Genomic DNA, 21,354 nt, shown 5'->3' with positions numbered 1-21,354 from the left:
ATATATTCCTGAAATATGAAAGCCATTTAGAATAAGTTTTTTGAAGCGGAAATCTGTACCTTTGTACCTATGATCAAACTAGGGGAATACAACACACTTTATATACTTCGGGAAACCGATCCCGGTCTTTATTTAGGCGATAGTGACGGCAATGAACTTTTGTTGCCTCATAAATACAAACCTGAAAACTTTGAAGTAGGGGATGAGATACAAGTGTTTGTTTATCTCGATAATGAAGAGCGTCCTATCGCAACGACGCTGGAGCCCTACCTCACGCTGAATACTTTTGGGTATCTGCATTGCAGCGACGTGAATAAATACGGAGCATTTATGGATTGGGGGCTGGAAAAGCAGCTTTTTGTACCTTTTAAAGAGCAGGCGCGACCCATGAAGCAGGGAAATTGGTACATCGTTTACCTGTATCTGGATGATAAGACCAACAGACTGGTAGGTTCCAGCAAGACCAATAAGTATGTGAGTAATGATAATCTGGACCTGGAAAAATTTCAGGCTGTCGAGATCATGGTGACCCATATTACTGAAAAAGGCGCCAATGCGATCATCAACGGAAAATACAAAGGTCTTATCTATCTGGAAGATATTTTTGAAGACATTCGCACCGGTGACCGACTTACGGCCTATGTGAGCAAAATAAGGGAAGACAACAAAGTGGATCTGGTATTGCAGCCTCCTGGGTATAGAAGTATAGAACCCAACGCGAACTTTGTTCTGGATGAACTAAAGGCTGCCGGCGGATTCCTGCCTTTGCACGATAAAACCGACCCCGAAACCATTAAGAATGAAATGGGGATGAGTAAAAAAAGCTTTAAAAAAGCCATTGGAAGTCTGTATAAAGACAAACAGATCATCATAAAGGAAGATGGGATAGAGTTGGTTTAAGTTTTGTAAATTGGTAGCAACTAACACTACCAATATGAAAACTAAATTATTTGCTCTTGCACTCACCGTAGTGCTTCTTTCTGCCTGTAATGAGAAAAAGGAATCCTCTCAATTTTCTATAGATGTTACGCTATCCGATTCGCTCGAGCTGGATTCGGTGGACGGAAGACTGCTCCTTATGTTGTCTAACAATGATGAAGCTGAACCACGTTTTCAGATCAATGATGGACCTACTACGCAACTTATCTTCGGAAAGAATGTCGACGGACTGAAACCCGGTGCTACCGTGACCTTTACCGGGGAGGACTTCGGATTTCCAATCGAGAGCCTCCGTGATATTCCTTCGGGAGATTATAATGCTCAGGCTTTATTACATGTGTATGAAACCTTCAATCTGGCAACCGGACATACGGTAAAATTGCCTATGGACAATGGTGAAGGACAGCAATGGAATCGCTCTCCCGGAAATATTTACAACCTTCCCGTAAAAGTAGCTATCGATACCGAAAACCCTTCCGAAGTAAGAATTGTGATCAACAAAGTGATCCCGCCCATTGAAGAACCTGAAGATACCGAATGGGTGAAGCATATAAAGATGAAGTCGGAAAAGCTTTCTGAATTCTACGGAAGAGATATGTATCTCGGTGCGCACATTCTTTTACCCAAAGGCTTTGCAGAACACTCTGAAGCGAAATATCCGTTAATGGTATTTCACGGACACTTTCCATCAGATTTTGGTGACTGGAGGACCACGCCACCGGATCCCAATCTGGAACCCGACTATTCTGAACGCTTTCAGGTAGAAGGGTATAACAAGATCGTGCAGCAGGAAGCATGGGATTTTTATCAGCGGTGGAATGAACCGGACTTCCCCAGATTCCTCATTATTGAGATTCAGCATCCCACACCTTATTATGACGATAGTTATGCAGTGAATTCGGCGGCGCAGGGACCGTATGGCGATGCCATTACGTATGAGCTCATTCCTTATATAGAAGAACAATTTCGCGGAATAGGAGAAGGCTGGGCACGATTTCTATATGGTGGTTCCACGGGAGGCTGGGAAGCTTTGGCGGTTCAGGTGAAATATCCGAACGAGTATAACGGCTGTTTTGCCGCCTGTCCCGATCCAATCGATTTTAGGGCCTATTGTCTTACAAATATTTACGAAGACAAAAACGCCTACTATGTTGAAAGCGATTATCAAAAAATTGAAGTTCCCGGTAAACGCAACTACCTCGGGCAGATATCAAATACTCTAAGAGCTTCAAATCATCTTGAATTGGTTCTGGGAGATAAATCCCGATCGGGTCAGCAGTGGGATATCTGGGAAGCGACCTATTCACCTTTGGGAGAGGACGGGTATCCGCAACGGATTTGGGATAAGTATACCGGGGATATAGATCATACGGTCGCCGAATACTGGAAGGAGAACTACGATCTACGCCATATCCTCGAGCGGGACTGGGCAAAGCTTGGCAATGACCTAAAGGGAAAGATCCATATCTATTGTGGCGATATGGATAATTATTATTTAAACAACGCCGTATATCTGATGGAAGATTTTCTGGAGAGCACCACCGATCCATATTATGAGGGAGAAGTTGCTTATGGCGATCGCGCAGAACATTGTTGGAATGGCGATCCCACTCAACCCAATCATATTACCAGATTACGATATAACAGCATGTACCTGCCAAAGATCATGAAGCGCATTGCCGAAAGTGCTCCAAAGGATGCCGATCTAACGAGTTGGAGGTATAGGTAAAGGAGACGGATCGAAGTCGGCAGTAGGCAGTTAGCAGTTTGCAGCTGGTCCTCCTTCGCTAATGCTCTGGAGAATTAATAATCAATGATGAGTAATGAGTAATAAATGCTGAATAATAAATAATAAATAGTGCGTTGTTAGACTCTGATTCTTTGAGCCTGCGGTTCGAAGTCCGAAGTCGGGAGTCGGAAGTATGAAGTAGGAAGTTAGCAGTTTGCAGCGTCAGTTTCACCCATCACGATTCACGTTTCACGGAATCAAGTTTTGATTCTTGGTTGTTTTGTCAAGAGTCAGGAGACGGAAGACGGAAGACAGGAGACGGAAGACGGAAGACGGGTGTAAGGGTTTAATTATATACATTTCAGAATATATCCTGAATCATTAGCGTCTTCTCCCAACCCGATAGTGTGCGCACCTGGGGCATATTCCGAAGGGCGGACAGGTATCAGCGGCATTAAATCCGCTCATATCCTTATACACCGGGTTGACGAGTTGGGTGGAACCATCGGGAGCATATTGAGCTGCGCTCCCAAAACCGTTATATTGTGATTGTAAGCCTTCGATGCTGTACTCCTTTGTGGCAAAACTCCTTTTCTGAGCGCCCACAACACTGGCCATATCCACCGGTTTGCGATAGTTCTGAACGTTCATATCGAATTCGTTGAGCGATCGTTTTACGATAGGGGACTCATCAAATGAAAATTCCATAAGATCGGTCACATCGGGTAAAGACGTGGCATTAATGGTGAAATACCGGGTCTCAAAATCGTTTTGAGCGACCGCTAGCGCAGGAAGCAAAAGCACAAGAAAAAGTAGTTTTTTCATAGGGATACAGCTATCAAAAATCACACCATTTATAAATTCAGCTTTTTAGCAGTATTTTTAGGTAATGCATCTTTGTGCACCATAATACTAATTGTCTTTAAACGCATATAGGCCTCACTAAAGTATACGTACCCGCCGTTCGCATTTCGGGTCTCGTCGGTTCCCCAACTGTTCTTTACTTTATAATATTTGGTTCCATTCTGATCTTTCAGCATTCCGGTGATATGCATGAGGTGATCATCGGTAGTGGTGAAATTTTCAAATTCATCCTGTCGGTACTCCTGAGTGATCTTCATCTCGGGATAGATACCTTGTAAGGCTTTTATATTATTTTCGGAATCCTTCGGAATGACCGCAACACCATCCTTTGAAGAGAAGGTTTGTTCGCTTACATCGCAGTCCAGTTCTACGGTAAATCCGTTTTCGAGGGCATTGTCAACAGCCGCCATCATTTCATCCAGAGGAACATTATACATGCTACCGTAACTCCAGTTGTCGGGGATATTCAGAATAAATTTAGAATAAAAAGGTGCATGCGTGAAGGAAGTAATCGTTACATAATCATCGGGAACGATCCCGGTCATCTCCAAAAAACTCTTTGGGGTATATTGTTTGCCCTCATACATGAAGGTGGTAGGGTTGTTTCCCAGATAGACATTTAAAACGGCATCTACGGCATCATCCCAATTCTTGCTCAGCTTTCTCCCGGGATTATCCACATAGGTCTTTACCATGGCTTCAAGTACTGCTACCAGTTCGGCGTGATTGTGATCACGTTCATTGGCGAACAATCCGCTGTAGGCTTCCTGTGGAACCAAACCGTATTCCCGCACCGAATTGATCACATCGTGTGCGAGTCCGCCCTCACTAAATTGCGCTTTGCCCTGTCGCATGACAAAGTTTTCGGCTTTCTTCGGATAGGTATTCCGCACGGTATACATCTCGGAAAGGTCGATCTGCTTTCCCGTAAGCCTGATGATCTCCGATTCCAAAAAGGATGTGCTGGAAAAGCTCCAGCAGGTTCCTGTACGACCCTGACTTATTACAGGAGTGGCTTCCAGGTCAATCGTTTCGGTGAATTGATATGGTTGTTGTGCCGGAGCGATCACCGCGATACATAGCATTCCGAAGAAAAAGAGAAGATTTCGCATAATTTAATTTCTGAATAAATTAGTTTAAGAAGTGTTTTCAGTAAATACCCTTAAACAACAAAGTTATATCTTTACGCTAAAATATGAAATATGAGTACACCCAACTGGAAAACCGCCAAAGAATATACAGATATCACCTACAAAAAGAGCCATGGTGTAGCGCGAATTGCCTTTAACAGGCCCGATGTTCGCAATGCATTCCGGCCAAAGACCACCAGTGAATTACTGGATGCCTTTCACGATGCTCAGGAGGATACAAGTATTGGCGTGGTTCTGCTTTCTGCCGAAGGACCTTCGAGTAAGGACGGAGTATATAGTTTTTGCAGCGGAGGAGACCAAAAAGCGCGCGGCCATCAGGGGTATGTAGGGGAAGACGGATATCACCGTTTGAATATTCTGGACGTACAACGTCTCATACGCTTTATGCCCAAAGCAGTGATCTGTGTGGTACCGGGATGGGCCGTTGGTGGTGGTCACAGTCTGCATGTAGTTTGCGATATCACGCTGGCGAGTAAAGAGCATGCTATCTTTAAGCAAACCGATGCCGATGTTACCAGTTTCGACGGAGGCTACGGAAGTGCGTATCTGGCCAAAATGGTAGGGCAGAAACGGGCTCGTGAGATCTTTTTCCTCGGAAGGAATTACTCTGCGCAGGAAGCCTACGAAATGGGTATGGTGAATGCGGTAGTGCCTCATGATGAATTGGAGGCCACAGCCTTTGAATGGGCACAGGAGATCTTGGCCAAGTCGCCCACAAGCATAAAAATGCTAAAGTTTGCCATGAACCTTACCGATGATGGGATGGTAGGACAACAGGTCTTCGCAGGGGAAGCCACCAGACTTGCCTATATGACCGATGAGGCCAAGGAAGGCCGGGATGCGTTTCTGGAAAAGCGCAAGCCTAATTTTGATAAGAAGTGGTTGCCTTAATGTGTTAGGGCCCAAAGGTGTGAGATTTTCGTATTTCGGGTTAAAAATTTTTAGCCCAATATAAAGGCCTGATTAACTTTTAACTTCGTAAGAACATTTTAGTATATTTAAGGCTTTGTGTTTCAACTCATAATTTTTATGCCTCGCCCGCTTAGAACTTTTGTGCCTGAAAAAGGATTATATTACTTTTTCTTTCTGCTCTTACCTGTACTAGTAACTGGCCAAACTGCAAATGAGAAATTACAACAGGGTTTAGATCAATTTCAGGTCATTGAAAATCCACGAGATGCGATCGATACCTTGCTTGGTTTACATGATATAATTTCAGAAACCACAGATGCTTTACAAGGGCAGTATTATTTGAATTTAGGGATAGGGTATGGGCAGATAAACCGGGCAGATTCTTCTTTTTATTATCTCAATAAGGCCGAAAAAATTGCAAAATCTGAAGAGCGAAATTTTTTACTGGCCATGATCTATAATACGCGTGGACTGGTTTATATGGGGAAAGCAGAACACGAAGAATCGTTGATTGCCTTTCAGGAAGTAATGCGACTAGCTGAAGGCGCTAAAGACCCAAAGTTGCAGGAAGTTTTAAGTAAAACCTATGGAAATCTGGGTGGGGTGTACTACCAGCTTGGGCAAATTGACAAAGCTCTTGGAATTACAAAAAAGAGCCTGATTCTTTCCGAAACTATTAAAGACACCACAGAGATTGCTTTAAATCATTTACGATTGGCGATGGTATACAACGACCTGGAAGATTTCGAAAATGCCATAAGCCATTTAAATACCGCACGAACATTTTTTAAGAATCTTGATGATTCAACCATGCTTGTCTATGCCGAAAAGAACTTAGGCGATATCTTCGTTAAAAGGGAACTTCTGGATAAGGCTTTAATCCACTATCAACAGGCACATAATTATGCTAAGGCTTTAGGGGAACAGGAAGAATATGTCCTTACTTTAATTGATCTATCCGGCTTAAAACTTCAAAGGAATAACATTAAAGGCGCTGAAGAAGATGCTCAAATTGCTTTGTCACTCTCACAGGAAAAGGGTTATGCAAACAGCGAGCAAGATGCTTTTGATCTATTGTATAAAATCGCTCTGAAAAAAGGAAATGTCGAGCAGGCATTAGGGTATCGAAATGAGTATATTGTACTTACCGATTCACTGAATAATGTAGAAGTAAAGGCGCGAGTGGCGGCATTAGAAACCCAGTATGAGACGGCTAAAAAGGAAAAGGAAATACAAAAATTAACCTACGAAAGTCAGTTAAGTCAGGCCGACCTAAAAAGAACAAGAAACGAATTCCTGTTTTTAATGGTTGGCGGGATATTGATCATTATTGTGTTGTTGTTATTTTTTATCACCCGATTTAAAAAAGTAAAAGCAGAGCGTGAAGCACAAACATTACAAGTGGAAGCATTACAAAAGCGGTTTATGGAACTCCACAGCAGCCCCTCCGAACTCTCGGTTGATTTAAATATTGATGAGTTAAATGAAAAGCTTCAAGCCCCTCTTACCCACCGAGAATTTGAAACCTTAAAATTGTGCATTGCCGGCAAGACCAATTCCGAGATCGGAGATCAATTATTTGTTTCGGTAAGCACCGTAAAATTTCATTTAAGGAACGCGTACAGTAAATTGGGTGTGAATAATAGAAAGGAAGCCTTTAAATTTATGTTGGAGTCAATTTAATGGCTATGGATTGATGTAAATTCTGTGCTGTATCTCATATTTTTTCTTTGAGTCAAGTATTTTCGTAAGACGCTCATATTCAGATATTAAAAATATTTTTTCTTAAAACTATCCCATGGGGTTAGGTCGTTCATCTTCAAAAAAAAGCAATTTTATGGTCTAATGAATAAAGTTTCAATAGCTATGAAAGAGTTTGGATTCTTGATCCTTTCGATCTGTATGTTTACTCTTGGGATGCATGCTCAAGTTGGAATAGGAACTACGAATCCGTTGGCGGTTTTAGATATACGTGCATCCAATCAAACGAACCCGGCTAGCGACGACGGTATATTAATTCCGAAAATAGACGAGTTTCCGGTAATTGATCCTGCTGTATCTCAGGATGGTTTGTTCATATTTGCCACAGGAAACGGAAGTGTATCAAAGGGTTTTTATTATTGGGACAGCAGCAGTTCTATGTGGACTGCCTTGGCCACAGGAACCGGGACCGACATAGATTGGTATGAGGAAGGGACTACTACGCCGCCGGACAATATAAATGATGATATTTATCATTTGGGAAATCTCGCCATTGGCAAAAATACAGCTAATTATAAATTGGACATAGTAGAGAATATTTCTGCTCAAGGTATGAGAGTAGAGCTTAGTGGATCAAATCCAGGGTCAAAAACTGGTGGTGGAATTTTAGTAAGCAACTCTAACAATGGAAATCATACTGCGCTGGCCTTATCGGTTACCGGAAATGGGTCGGGATTGCACAATGGAATTTTTAATCTTTTGTCCGGATCAGGCGATGGCAATCAGACAGGAGTATTTAGCAGATTCGACAATGCAGGTGGAGGTAATCATTTCGGAAATTATAATCTGTTTAACGGGGAGGGAAACGGGGCTCATTTTGGTTCGAGTAGTATCTTTTCGGGGTCGGGATCAGGTATAAAAATTGGTGTGAAAAATGAATTTTCAAACAATGATGGTTATACCTATGGCCTATACAATGTGTTCAATGGTACACTTGATAAAATTCGATACGGAACCTACAATGCATTTACCGGAAGTAGTGATAATTCTGAATACGGAACTTACCACATGATGACTTCAGCCGGAAATGGAAACCGAATAGGAAATTCTACTTCAATTAATGGAGGAGGGAGCGGAAGTAAAATAGGATACCAAGCTTACATTAATCCGGCAATCGGAGGAACGCATTATGGTATTCTATCTGATGTAATGAAAGCTGATGGTTATGCCGGATATTTTATAGGAAGGGTTTCTATAGGACCGGACACACCCGAGCGATATATTCTTCCTACCTCAAGAGGGTTAAATAATCAAATTATTCAAACAGATGGAAGTGGTAATACAAGCTGGGTTACTCCAGATCATTTCTGGTCTCGCACGGGAACCGTTTTAAATCTCCTTAATCCCGGGGATGATATTGTTTTTCAAAGCGACCAGACCAGTATCACATTTAAACAAAGCACTGCTGCAAATCCCAGTCCTATGATCTATATGTTCGACGGTGGAACATCCAATTCGAACAGAATGGTCGTCTCTCATTCCACTGCCTATACCAATTTTGGAATAGAGTACAGAGATTCTACAGACAGTTTTGTCTTCAGGTCTTCTTCTTCAGATCTGGTGGAAATTGATTTGTTTGGAGGTTTTCCGCTTCGTGTTTATGGTGTAGCCAGGGCAGATAGTTTTCAGAGTAATACGACTACCTATCCCGATTATGTTTTTGAAAACTATTGGAATGGATTTTCAGAAATAAACCCTGATTATAAATTTAAAACCTTATCGGAGATTGAAAAATATATCAGGGCTAACGGACATCTGCCCGGTGTGAAGTCTTATCAGGAAATTGAAGAGAATGATATGACCATCAATTTGGCGGAGACTTCAGTAACGAATCTCGAGAAAATTGAAGAACTTTTTCTATATGCCATAGAAGCTAATAAGAAAATAGAACAGCTCGATGCCGAAAACGCTCTCCTAAGAAAGCACCTGAAACAACAACAAGAAGAGATCGATACAATAAAAGAGCTGATCTCAAAAGAATAAAACTCAGTTATTGATTACTCTTAGATCGATCATTAATGACGTTAAACCATTCTTAAACTGTCGCGGCTAAAACAGGTTCTAAAAGTTCCGTTTAACATTTTTTGATCTTAACTGTCTGGTCTTAATAGGCTTTGTCATGTACATTCGCAACTGCTCGTCCGCTGGGATCATTCATATTTTTGAAACTCTCATCCCAGGCCAGAGCAACCGGACTGCTACAGGCAACACTAGGAACCGATGGTACGCTAAGCGCTGCAGCATCGCTGGGGAAGTGTTCTTCAAAGATGGAACGATAGTAAAATTCTTCCTTGCTCGTTGGTGTTTGAATTGGGAAACGGTATTTGGCATTGGCGATCTGTTCATCGCTTACTTCCTGCTGAACGATCTCCTTTAGAGTGTCGATCCAGCTGTAACCCACTCCGTCACTAAACTGTTCTTTCTGTCTCCATGCCACGCTTTCGGGCAGCATATCACCAAAAGCCTCCCGAAGCACCCATTTTTCCATGGCCTGTTTGTCTTTAGGACTAGCTTGACCGGCCACGATCATCTTGTCTTTGGGGTTTAAGCGCATGGCCACATCCATAAATTCCTTGTCCAGAAATGGCACTCTGCCCTCTATTCCCCATGAGGCCAGCGATTTATTGGCTCGTAAACAATCGTACATATGAAGTTTTTCCAATTTTCGCACATTCTCTTCGTGAAAATCCTTGGCACTTGGAGCTTTGTGAAAGTACAAATAGCCCCCAAAGATCTCATCGGCACCTTCACCGCTCAAAACCATTTTAATACCCATAGCCTTTATGGCTCTTGCCAGTAAAAACATAGGAGTGCTGGCGCGAATTGTAGTGATGTCGTAGGTTTCCACATGATAGATCACATCACGAATGGCATCGATCCCTTCCTGAATTGTAAATTTTATCTCATGATGTACCGTTCCAATATGGTCTGCCACTTTTTGTGCCGCTGCCAGGTCGGGAGAGCCCTCCAAACCAATAGCGAAGGAATGCAGTTGCGGATACCATGCGTTATCCTTATCGCCACTTTCGATGCGTTTATCGGCGTATTTTTTGGCTAAAGCCGAAGTGATCGAAGAATCCAATCCGCCCGAAAGCAATACCCCATAGGGTACATCACTCATCAACTGTCTGTGCACAGCCGCATCCAACGCTTCCCGCAGCTCCTCGATACTGGTTTCGTTGTCCTTTACACTGTCGTATTCCATCCAGTCCCGGGTCCACCATCGTTTGAATTCTCCTTCCCGGCTATCCAGATAATGCCCCGGCGGAAACAGTTCTATTTTTGAACATACGCCTTCCAGCGCTTTTAATTCGGAAGCAACATAGAAGGTTCCGTCCTTATCCCAACCAATATACAATGGGATGATCCCCATATGATCCCTCGCAATGAGATAAGAATCATTCTCTACATCATAAAGTGCAAATCCGAAGATACCGTTGAGGTCGTCAAGAAAGTCGGTTCCTTTTTCCCGATAGAGCGCTAGGATCACCTCGCAGTCACTTTTGGTAAGGAATTCATATTCCTGCTTCAAATTTTTCCGTAGTTCCTGATGATTATAAATTTCGCCATTTGCTGCTAGCACTAATTTCTTGTCGGCCGAAAGTAACGGTTGTTTTCCCGAGGTTGGGTCCACAATGGCCAGTCTCTCATGAGCCAAGATAGCTTTTTCGTCGTCGAAGATCCCGCTCCAGTCCGGACCCCTGTGCCGGATACATTTGGCCATTTCCAGGAGTTGAGGACGAAGTTGTTCAGAACGTTTTTTTAGTTCGAAGGCACATACAATTCCGCACATAACGTATTTCTTATTAGTTAATTTATTTTTTTAATCCATCATTTACGCCCTTTTTAATAGAGAGATTCTCCGTAAAAGATATGGATGCTACTATACTATTTTGATCTATATGAGATTGCATAAAAAAGCCCGTCAAGTAAAAAACCTGACGGGCTGTATATCTCGACAAGTTCTTGTTAAGGCATCCCGTTATTATTGTTATTATTTAAAAATGATGAAAACATGAACCTGTTTGTTTTAAATCTGAATCTCAAAGATGCGATTATTTCTTAAAAAATAAAATTTTTCCCGAATTTATTTCGCCAGATACCTAATCCATAGTTCCACTAGAACCAGATGAATACCAAAGGCAATAAGAAAAGACAATCCGAAAATGGATTGCATACTGTCTGACCCTGTAGCCATAAATAACGCAATAATACCCCGAATGGTAGAGACAGCGATCGCAATAAAGTAGATTCGGGTCACCCATTTGCGGTGCTGGGCGATCTTTCGGTTTCGCGCAGTGGTATAGGCTTTGTAAGTACAGTAAAGAAGGAAGCTGCCAAACAAAAATGTGACAACACTTTCCAGAATATTTCCGAAGGGATAAAAAGCGGCCAGTGCAATAGCAGTTATAAAGATTATCGTGCTCAGGATCAAAAAGAGCTTTCCTATCAATCTGTGAATCGTTACATATCGATTTCTGAAGTAAGGTACAAATTGATAACCTCCTAAGATCAAAAAGATAATTCCGGGAACAATATGTACATATCCCAGCCATAAATGATCCCGATAGTGCGTCTCAATGCTGTCAGGCCTAAAATTTAAATCACCGGCATGCATGGCGATCAAATTTAAAAGTTTACTAACCGAAGCAACCAGCAGAATAAGTACAACGATCGTACTTAGCACTATAAAAAACAGTCTTAGAAATCTTATCATCCTGAAAATCAGGTAAATTTCGAGGAAAGATATAAGAAAGTTTGGAAATGACTATCTCAGTTTGGGAAAATCCTCCGGATTTGCCTCATGCATGATCTCGTAGACCTTTTCAAAAATATCTTCAGAAGATGGTTTTGAGAAATAATCGCCATCGGTGCCATAGGCTGGTCGGTGAGGTTTTGCCGCAAGTGCCTGTGGTTTGCTGTCCAGATGTCGATATCCGTTTTGTTCATCCACGATATGCTGTAGTATATAAGCTGAAGCTCCTCCCGGTACGTCTTCGTCAATGACCAAAAGTCTATTCGTCTTTGCTACACTTTTTACCATATTGTGATCAAGATCTAAGGGCAGTAGCGATTGCACGTCAATAATTTCGGCATCAATTCCAACCTGTTGCAGTTCTTTGGCAGCTTCTTCAACGATCCTTAAGGTACTTCCGTAAGAAACCAAGGTAATGTCGTTTCCTTCTTTAACGGTTTCCACAACTCCAATGGGTGTTTTAAATTCACCGAGATTCGTAGGCATCTTCTCTTTAAGGCGGTAACCGTTAAGACATTCTACGATAAGTGCCGGTTCATCGGTTTCCAAAAGGGTATTGTAAAAGCCTGCAGCCTTGGTCATATTGCGTGGTACCAAAATATACATTCCTCGTAACAAATGGATTAAACCTCCCATCTGGGAACCACTGTGCCAGATTCCCTCCAGACGGTGTCCGCGGGTTCTTACAATTAAAGGTGCTTTTTGTTTTCCCATGGTTCGGTAGCGCACCGTAACCAGATCGTCACTCATGATCTGAAGACAATACAATATATAGTCCAGATATTGGATCTCGGCAATAGGGCGTAGACCTCTCATCGCGAGTCCGATGCCTTGCCCAAGGATAGTGGCTTCCCGTATTCCGGCGTCACTTACCCTCAATTCACCATACTTCTCCTGCATTCCTTCCAATCCCTGATTCACATCACCTATCTTTCCGGCATCTTCACCAAAGATCATGGCTTCCGGATATTTGGTAAACAGGGCATCAAAATTATTTCGGAGTACCAAACGGGCATCAACTTCTTCAGCATTTTGGTCGAACTGTGGTTTTACTTCGGCGATGGTCCTGGCATTTTCTTTGGCTTCGGAATAGAGGTGCGCACTGTATTTTGGCTGAATCGTTTCAAAATAATTATCGATCCAGTCTATGAGCTGTCTTTTTTCCGATGTATTTTCCGAAACCACATAGCGCAAGGCTTTTCGAGTTGCAGCGGCAATGGTTCTTCTTAAAGGTTCCTTATCGGAAGCGAGTTCATTCTTGATTTTTTCAATAAAATTTTTGTTGGGGCTACTCTCGGCAAGATTTCCCAATAGGGTAACCGCCTCGTGCTGTTCTTGTTTCTGAGGTGCTAAAAACGCCTCCCATGCTGCTTTTTTTCCGTCTCTAACTTCCTTCTTAATGGCTTTTTCCATTTCTGAAAGTTGTTCATCGGTAGCAATATCACTCGCGATCATCCACTCCCGCATTTTTAGGTTGCAATCGAAATCGCGTTCCCATTGCAAGCGCTCTTCACTTTTGTAACGTTCGTGCGAACCACTGGTAGAATGGCCCTGTGGCTGTGTAAGTTCCTTCACATGAATAAGTACAGGAACGTGTTCTTCCCGGGCAATTCGTGCTGCTTTTTGATAGGTTTCAATCAAGGCGGGATAGTCCCAGCCGTTAACCCTAAGAATCTCGTAACCGTCCTCTTCTTCAGTGCGTTGAAAGCCTTTAAGGATCTCAGATATATTTTCCTTGGTGGTCTGGTGCTTTGCATGCACCGATATTCCGTAGTCGTCATCCCAAACGCTCATCACCATAGGAACCTGCAAAACTCCTGCTGCGTTAATGGTTTCCCAGAACAGTCCTTCGCTGGTACTGGCATTTCCAATCGTTCCCCAGGCCACTTCGTTTCCATTGATCGAAAATTGTGTCTTATTCTCAATTCCCTTTACATTTCTAAAGATCTTAGAGGCTTGTGCCAGGCCCAAAAGGCGAGGCATTTGTCCGGCCGTGGGGGAGATATCAGCGCTACTGTTGTGTTGTGCGGTTAAATTTTTCCAGCTGCCATCCTCATTTAAGCTATGGGTTGCAAAATGCCCGCCCATTTGTCGCCCTGCACTCATCGGGTCGGCTTCAATATCGGTATGTGCATAAAGTCCGGCGAAGAATTGCTGAATATCCAACTTATCTATTGCCATCATAAGGGTCTGATCGCGATAATATCCACTGCGCCAATCTCCTTTTTTGAATGCTTTTGCCCACGCCAATTGAGGGACTTCCTTCCCGTCACCAAATATCCCGAATTTGGCCTTCCCGGTTAGGACTTCACGTCTTCCCAACAAACTACATTCACGGCTGGTTACTGCTATCTTGTAATCGTTAAGGACTTCAGCTTTAAAATCGTCGAAAGAAAGGTCACTATTTGTATCGGGGTTTGTCTGCATCTATATAAAAATTAGGGACTACAAAAGTAACGAAAACTGAGTTAAAAAAAAGCCCGCTGTGCCAATTAGGAGGAATGACCATTCTTAGAACGGGATATTTTCAGATATAATACCCTCACCAACAAGAGGAAGGGGAATCCGTGTAGCAATACATCAAACCAATCCATTGGTTGCATTCCTTCGGCCCCTCCTGCCATCCACTTAATTTTTCCCCAAATATGTGGTTCTGGGAAATAGGGCATAAGCCCCAGTGTTAAACACAGTAGGAGAATAATGCGAATGTCGTTTAGAAATGACATAGTCAAAGATTAATACCAGGCTCTGGTAAAAAGGCTCAACAGAGTTTTCGGACTTAAGGTAACAATAAACCGGATCCGTTGATCGTAATTGGGAAGTGAGGGTTCGAAACCAAGGTTAGAATACAAGGGGAAGTACAGTTCGAAATAGTCGGCTACCAAACTTAACCGGATTCCGCTGTCATACACAAATTCGATTCCCTCTTTAGAATTGTGAACCAGACCGGCATCACCATAGGCATAGATCCATTTCCAGATGTTCGTACTTGCGTTCAGGGTAGTGATCCATCTGTTTGCAAACGCAGGTTCGAGTTGGGACTTAAATCCTCCTTCGGCTATGATGAGTTGCTGACTAAATAACCCTGTGTCTTCGCTTCTTCCGTAATAATTATAATCGAAAAGATAATCGGTAGGACGATCCAAGGCAAAACTGAAAAAATCCTTATCGGCACCCGAATCATTAAACAAAAACACTCCGGCAAAGAGACGCAGATTCAATTGACGATTATTAAGAAATAATTTTCGATATTCAATTTCGGCAGAAAGTTTACTGAATTTAGACGAGATCTGATAATCTGCCACCCCTCGAAAATAATTGATAAGGTTAGGATTTGAATAGACATACTGCGCATTGAAAACACTGTAATTAGGTTCCTGCAATGGGTCGTTAGGATTTTCATCTCTACGCACATTGATATTTCTTAGATTGATAAATTGTTTTTCATTATTCCGCAAATCCTCATTTCTGAAGGCAAAGGTCATAAATGGCGTAAACCGCTTGTAAAACAGTCCTTCGTCATAGGAAAAGTAACTGCCCGAGAGTCCGTAACGCATAGCATATAGTTTTCCACTCGACCGATTATCGGTATACACGATGGAGCCATTACCTACCAACGTATTGGAGCGAAACCCGTATTGAGGTTCCAGTTTATAGTGAATTGCTTTGGGAAGTACGGTTTTATTGTACAATTTCGGCCCCACAGTAAACCCGTCGTATAAATTGTATTCAAATACCGGCATAAAAAACAACTGATTGTACTTTGGGTCTTCTACATCCTGAAAAAGTCTGAATTGTACCGGACGGTTTAGCAATCCTTTTACCTTTTTAAAATTGTTTCTCTGATTGTATTCGGGAATGATCTCTTCGTAGTTTACAGCCAACTTCCTAATGTCCTGAGCAGGAACTGTCACTGTGCTAATGGAATCCACAGGATCCACCCACCGTTTAAAGATAATGCTGTCCCTATTTAAGCCATAAAGTGATACAGGCATCACATTGTCCTTCAGATTTCTGATGGTCACTTCCAGTGAATCACCTTTCTTTTTTACTTTTTTTATTTTAAAGTCGATCGTAATTCGGGAATCGATAAAATCCTCAAAGAACCAATTCACCGGTAAGTTTGTGTTTTTTGTTAGAGCGGTTTCAAAAACGGAAGTATGAATAGGTTTTAATCGATTCGCCTGGTAAAACTCCTTCAGGCTTTTACTCATATTTTCCTTACCCATATAATCGGCCAGATAGGCAAGTCCGTCGCCTCCATAATAAGCATTGGCTATGTTCTTATTAAACTTGACGAGTGAATCCTTGGGGGTAGTTAAGGGTTGATTCAGGTTATTTCGTGCCATATTCAGATATAGCAAAGGGTACTGATCGTTAAACTCAAGATTTGAAGCATGTGACCAGCGAATTACCCAGAAATTACTGAGGTTTCCAATGATCTTCATTTTGGGATAGTAAAGATCCACATATTCCATCATAAGGTAAATCTGGATCGCCCCATGAAGCCAATAATCGTTTCGAGGATGGGTTACCAGAGTGTTTTCGAGATACTGTGCCGTTATGGTCTTTAACTGCTCCATATCGTACTCGAACCCGTCGGGAAACGGACTAATAAAATCGGGCAGCTGATTGAGTCCGTACACAGGATTGTTTTTATAATCACTTTCGCTAACCACGATCTTATTGAAGGGATACGGCCCCAATTTTTCATTCAGAAAATGTGCGATCCGATCAACAATGAGAGCCCTCATGGGAGGAGCCACCTTCTTATCTTCCAAATTACTTACGATCTCAACTTTATCGGTAACTATAGATTCAAACTTAGAATCCTGATTTAAGTACATCGTTGCGTTCATACGCTTATTACTCTGTAAAACACTGGTTTTAGTTCCTTCGGAAGTTTTTTCAGAAACTACATCAAGATCGGTCGTAAGTATGTATTTTTCAGGATAATGAAGATCAATATTAAAAGCTGAAGGGGTTAAGTAAAGATCGTCTGTATTCTTGTTGCTGTAGACCTGCCAGCTACCGTCGTAGACTGCCGGAGAAATATACCAGTAGCGCAACTTAAGATCCCCATCTTTGGAAATACCGTAGCGCGTGAATTTGTCGTCCGGCACAGTGACGGTGTATACTATTTTAAAAGTGAAACTCTCTCCGGCCCGAAGCGGCATTTCAAGTGGCAGCCTTATTATATCAACTTCATCGCCACGCTCCCAATTAAGTGATAATCCTGTAGCCGTTGTGATGCTGTGAACTGTGGTTTTTCCACGGTCTTTATTTTTTTCAAAATGAAAGGAAGAGTCGTAATTTTCACTAAATCGCTTTGCAAGAGGCGTGGTCTTTTTAGAAAAGCTGTTGGCCCAATCATTTAAATAGATCTCGTTTAAGGTCTCGGCAGAGGTGTTTACATACTCGATCTCCTGTGTAATGTTGATGGCCTTTTTTTCAGGTACTATATGGGCATCGATCGAAATAGTATGTTGTGCTGCAAGTGAGCAACTTACCAGAAGAATGGTTACAAAAACGAGGGTTTTGTTCATAAATGCGGGGCTCCTTAAAAGTTCGGACTAAGGTTGTACTTGTCGTAGAAATTGTTTAGAATTTCCAAAACTTCATCTTCATTATCAACTACATGAACCAGGTCCATATCTTCCGGGCTTATATTGTTGTTTGCTTCAAGTAAGGTACCGGTAATCCAATCCATCAAACCACTCCAGAATTCACGCCCAACAAGAATTAAAGGGAATTTATCGATCTTATGTGTTTGTATAAGTGTAAACGCCTCAAAGAATTCGTCTAAGGTTCCAAACCCTCCGGGCATGACAACAAACCCTTGTGAATATTTTACGAACATCACCTTTCGCACAAAGAAATAATCGAAATCGATACTCTTATCACTGTCGATATAGGCGTTATCATGTTGTTCGAAAGGAAGTGTAATATTCAGTCCTACGGAAGTTCCGCCGGCCAGATGAGCTCCTTTATTTCCGGCTTCCATGATCCCGGGACCCCCTCCGGTGATCACTCCGTAACCGTTTTCGGTGATCTTTTTCGCTATACTTTCGGCAAGTTTATAATATTTATGATCCGGTTTGGTTCTTGCCGAACCAAATATAGATACGCAGGGTCCAATACGGCTCATTTTTTCATATCCGTTCACAAATTCTCCCATGATCTTAAAGATCGCCCACGAATCGTTGGTTTTAACTTCGTTCCAGTTTTTTGGATTACTTTCGTTTCTCATTCAATCAATTTTCATAGTGTTCCTTCCGTCACCTTCATTATTATAACAGCTAAAGGCTTAAATCTACTACCTTTTTCTTGGCTAATGTAATTCTTTTTTGAGGAAACGCGCTGTATAGCTCTTTTTGTCCTTTACGATCTCCTCGGGGGTTCCTAGCGCCATGATCTTACCCCCTTTTTTTCCTCCTTCGGGGCCAATATCGATGATATAATCTACGGTTTTGATGACATCGAGATTGTGTTCAATGATCACTACTGTGTTTCCTTTATCCACCAATTTATTTAGTACGACGAGTAACACTCTAATGTCCTCAAAATGGAGTCCGGTGGTGGGCTCATCAAGAATATAGAAAGTATTTCCCGTATCTCGCTTTGAAAGTTCCGTTGCGAGTTTTATTCGTTGCGCCTCACCTCCCGAAAGGGTAGTGGATTGCTGCCCCAGGGTAATATATCCCAGCCCTACATCCTGTATAGTCTTTAATTTTCGGTAGATCTTCGGAATATGTTCAAAGAACTTACAGGCTTCATTGATAGTCATTTCCAATACGTCATAAATAGAATTCCCTTTGTAACGTATTTCAAGGGTTTCCCGGTTAAAACGCTTGCCCTGACAAGTTTCACATTCCACATAAACATCGGGAAGAAAATTCATTTCAATAACCCTTAAACCACCGCCTTTACAGGTTTCACAACGTCCGCCGGCCACATTAAAGCTGAAACGTCCCGGTTTATATCCTCGTATCATGGCTTCCGGAACTTTAGCATACAGGCTGCGTATTTCAGAAAAGACTCCGGTATACGTCGCCGGATTAGAACGAGGCGTTCGGCCAATAGGCGACTGATTGATATCTATCACCTTGTCGATGTGCTTTAAGCCATCGATCTTCGTGTATGGCATAGGCTTTTTTACCCCGTTAAAAAAATGTGCATTCAGAATAGGGTAGAGGGTTTCGTTTACTAAAGTTGATTTACCACTTCCCGAAACGCCTGTAACACCAATCATAGTCCCTAAGGGAAAATCTACACTTATATTTTTCAGGTTATTACCGGTTGCACCACTAAGGGTGAGCGTTTTTCCATTCCCTTTTCTTCTCTTCTTCGGAATAGCGATCTCTTTGGTTCCGTTCAGATAATCTGCCGTGAGGGTGTGGTGCTTTTCAATTTCCTTTGGCGTTCCTTGGGAAACGATCTCGCCACCGTGGCGCCCGGCTGCCGGACCAATATCTATCACATAGTCTGCATGGTAGATCATATCCTTGTCGTGCTCGACCACGATCACCGAATTCCCGATATCTCGTAGCGCTATCAATGATTGAATGAGTTTTTCATTATCCCGCTGATGCAATCCAATACTGGGTTCATCAAGGATATAAAGAACGCCAACCAGTTGGGAACCGATCTGGGTTGCCAATCGTATGCGTTGTGCTTCACCACCGGACAGTGACTTGGAACTGCGATCCAAAGCCAGATACGTTAAACCTACATCCACTAGAAATTGCAAACGGGATCGTACTTCTTTAATAATTTCGGAAGCGATCTTGAGTTGTGTTTCCGACAGGTGCTTTTCCAGGTCGTCGAACCACTCGGCCAGTTCCACCACATCCATATGGGCAAGATCGGCGATATTCTTTTCATTCACTTTAAAGTATAACGACTCTTTCCGAAGACGACTTCCACCACATTCGGGGCACGGAATCTTATCCATATATTCTTTCGCCCAACGACGTAAAGACTTAGATTCGTTGGCTTCAAATGTATTCTGAAGAAATGTAGCCACCCCTTCAAAATCTATCTTGTAATTTCGGGTAATTCCCAGGGTTTTAGACTCGATCTCGAACTTTTCATTTCCTCCGTGAAAGATCATTTCTTTGGCTTCTTCGGGTATGGATTCGAAGGGGTCGCTCAGTTTAAATTTAAAACGCTCTGCTATTAGTTCCAGTTGTTTAAAGATCCAATTGCTCTTTTGGGGTCCATGAGGGGCTAAAGCACCTTGTTTGATCGATAACTTCGTATCCGGAACTATTTTTTTCAGATTTACTTCATATAATTTTCCCAATCCTTTACAGTCGGGACACATGCCCTTGGGAGAATTAAACGAGAAGTTATTGGGCTCAGGGTTCGGATAAGAAATTCCCGAACTGGGGCACATTAACGACCTGCTGAAAAACCGTACTTCATCGGTTTCGTTGTCTAACACCATAAGCACATCGTCACCGTGATACATGGCTGTTATAATAGACTCACTTAACCGTTTGTTGTGATCACTTTCTTCACTGATCTTCAATCGATCGATAACGATCTCGATATCGTGCGTCTTATAACGATCTATCTTCATGCCTTTGGTAAGGTCGGTGACCTCACCATCTATACGCACCTTTAAGAATCCCTGTTTGGAGATCTGTTCGAACAGTTCCCGGTAATGACCTTTACGGGAACGAACTACCGGCGCGAGGATACTAACTTTCTTTCCTTTAAAATCCTGAATGATAAGCTGCTTAATCTGCTCATCACTGTAACTCACCATTTTTTTACCGGTGTTATAGCTGTATGCATCACTCGCTCGCGCAAAAAACAGCCTTAGAAAATCGTAAATTTCTGTTATGGTACCTACGGTAGATCGCGGACTGCGACTCGTAGTCTTTTGTTCAATGGCGATGACCGGGGATAATCCGTCAATTTTATCCACATCGGGACGTTCCAGACTTCCCAGAAACTGACGGGCATAGGCAGAGAAGGTTTCAATATAACGGCGTTGTCCTTCAGCATAGATCGTATCGAAGGCTAATGACGACTTTCCGCTTCCGCTTAAGCCGGTAATAACAACTAAGTTCTCTCGGGGGATGCGAACATCTATGTTCTTTAAATTGTGAACTCTGGCTCCGAGAACTTCAATAAAATCATCATTTTTTGCCATAGTTTGCAAAGGTACTTAAATGGAATGAAAATTCTATAGCAAAGACTAATCCGTACTTAAGTTAATTACACAATTTTTG

Annotated in this window: 14 protein-coding genes; 5 read left to right on the top strand and 9 right to left on the bottom strand. The window is 42.3% G+C overall.

Annotated elements, in window-relative coordinates; all coding sequences use genetic code 11:
- Positions 1–69 precede the first annotated feature (69 nt).
- Together ALE3EI_RS12345 and ALE3EI_RS12340 are read left to right on the top strand one after the other, a co-directional pair.
- Complete coding sequence (locus ALE3EI_RS12345; protein ID WP_186989105.1) at positions 70–900, top strand: CvfB family protein; 831 nt, start codon at positions 70–72, stop codon at positions 898–900.
- A 34-nt stretch (positions 901–934) separates the two neighbouring features.
- Complete coding sequence (locus ALE3EI_RS12340) at positions 935–2,668, top strand: alpha/beta hydrolase-fold protein (protein WP_186989103.1); 1,734 nt, start codon at positions 935–937, stop codon at positions 2,666–2,668.
- A gap of 381 nt (positions 2,669–3,049) precedes the next feature.
- Here the strand turns inward: ALE3EI_RS12340 and ALE3EI_RS12335 are convergent, their stop codons facing one another.
- Together ALE3EI_RS12335 and ALE3EI_RS12330 are read right to left on the bottom strand one after the other, a co-directional pair.
- Positions 3,050–3,493: a hypothetical protein gene (locus ALE3EI_RS12335; RefSeq protein ID WP_186989101.1), complete on the bottom strand. Its 444-nt coding sequence runs from the start codon at positions 3,491–3,493 to the stop codon at positions 3,050–3,052.
- Positions 3,494–3,522: 29 nt separating this feature from the next.
- Positions 3,523–4,644, bottom strand: coding sequence for a C1 family peptidase (locus tag ALE3EI_RS12330; RefSeq protein WP_186989098.1), 1,122 nt, complete (start codon positions 4,642–4,644; stop codon positions 3,523–3,525).
- A 90-nt stretch (positions 4,645–4,734) separates the two neighbouring features.
- Between ALE3EI_RS12330 and ALE3EI_RS12325 the strand changes: the two genes are divergently transcribed.
- The 3 genes from ALE3EI_RS12325 to ALE3EI_RS12315 all read left to right on the top strand — a co-directional run bounded on the left by ALE3EI_RS12325 (position 4,735) and on the right by ALE3EI_RS12315 (position 9,339).
- Complete coding sequence (locus ALE3EI_RS12325) at positions 4,735–5,574, top strand: 1,4-dihydroxy-2-naphthoyl-CoA synthase (protein WP_186989096.1); 840 nt, start codon at positions 4,735–4,737, stop codon at positions 5,572–5,574.
- 138 nt (positions 5,575–5,712) lie between these two features.
- On the top strand, positions 5,713–7,278 hold the full coding sequence (locus ALE3EI_RS12320; protein ID WP_186989095.1) for a tetratricopeptide repeat protein: 1,566 nt from the start codon (positions 5,713–5,715) through the stop codon (positions 7,276–7,278).
- 162 nt (positions 7,279–7,440) lie between these two features.
- Complete coding sequence (locus ALE3EI_RS12315; protein WP_186989093.1) at positions 7,441–9,339, top strand: coiled-coil domain-containing protein; 1,899 nt, start codon at positions 7,441–7,443, stop codon at positions 9,337–9,339.
- A 121-nt stretch (positions 9,340–9,460) separates the two neighbouring features.
- Here the strand turns inward: ALE3EI_RS12315 and asnB are convergent, their stop codons facing one another.
- From asnB to uvrA, 7 genes are all read right to left on the bottom strand, one after another.
- Positions 9,461–11,149 (bottom strand): asparagine synthase B, encoded by a 1,689-nt coding sequence (gene asnB, locus ALE3EI_RS12310; protein WP_186989091.1) that lies wholly within the window; start codon positions 11,147–11,149, stop codon positions 9,461–9,463.
- 294 nt (positions 11,150–11,443) lie between these two features.
- Positions 11,444–12,073, bottom strand: coding sequence for a DUF2306 domain-containing protein (locus ALE3EI_RS12305; RefSeq protein WP_186989089.1), 630 nt, complete (start codon positions 12,071–12,073; stop codon positions 11,444–11,446).
- A gap of 51 nt (positions 12,074–12,124) precedes the next feature.
- Positions 12,125–14,539 carry an alpha-ketoacid dehydrogenase subunit alpha/beta gene (locus tag ALE3EI_RS12300; RefSeq protein ID WP_186989087.1) on the bottom strand — a complete coding sequence of 805 codons (2,415 nt, stop codon included), beginning with the start codon at positions 14,537–14,539 and terminating at the stop codon, positions 12,125–12,127.
- A 65-nt stretch (positions 14,540–14,604) separates the two neighbouring features.
- Positions 14,605–14,838, bottom strand: a complete 234-nt coding sequence (locus tag ALE3EI_RS12295) for a hypothetical protein (protein WP_186989085.1) — start codon at positions 14,836–14,838, stop codon at positions 14,605–14,607.
- Between the two features lie 9 nt (positions 14,839–14,847).
- A complete protein-coding gene (locus tag ALE3EI_RS12290) occupies positions 14,848–17,658 on the bottom strand; it encodes a gluzincin family metallopeptidase (protein ID WP_186989083.1) in 2,811 nt (936 codons plus the stop codon).
- Positions 17,659–17,672: 14 nt separating this feature from the next.
- The gene (locus ALE3EI_RS12285) at positions 17,673–18,362 is read right to left on the bottom strand and encodes an LOG family protein (protein ID WP_186989081.1); all 690 of its coding nucleotides are present in this window, start codon (positions 18,360–18,362) and stop codon (positions 17,673–17,675) included.
- Positions 18,363–18,443: 81 nt separating this feature from the next.
- A complete protein-coding gene (uvrA, locus tag ALE3EI_RS12280) occupies positions 18,444–21,275 on the bottom strand; it encodes an excinuclease ABC subunit UvrA (RefSeq protein ID WP_186989079.1) in 2,832 nt (943 codons plus the stop codon).
- Between the last annotated feature and the right edge of the window lie 79 nt (positions 21,276–21,354).

Origin of the sequence: Constantimarinum furrinae (assembly GCF_014295415.1) — a bacterium.
Lineage (GTDB): Bacteria > Bacteroidota > Bacteroidia > Flavobacteriales > Flavobacteriaceae > Constantimarinum > Constantimarinum furrinae.
The sequence above is the reverse complement of the archived record's forward strand: the minus strand, read 5'-3'. Positions and strand labels throughout refer to the sequence as shown.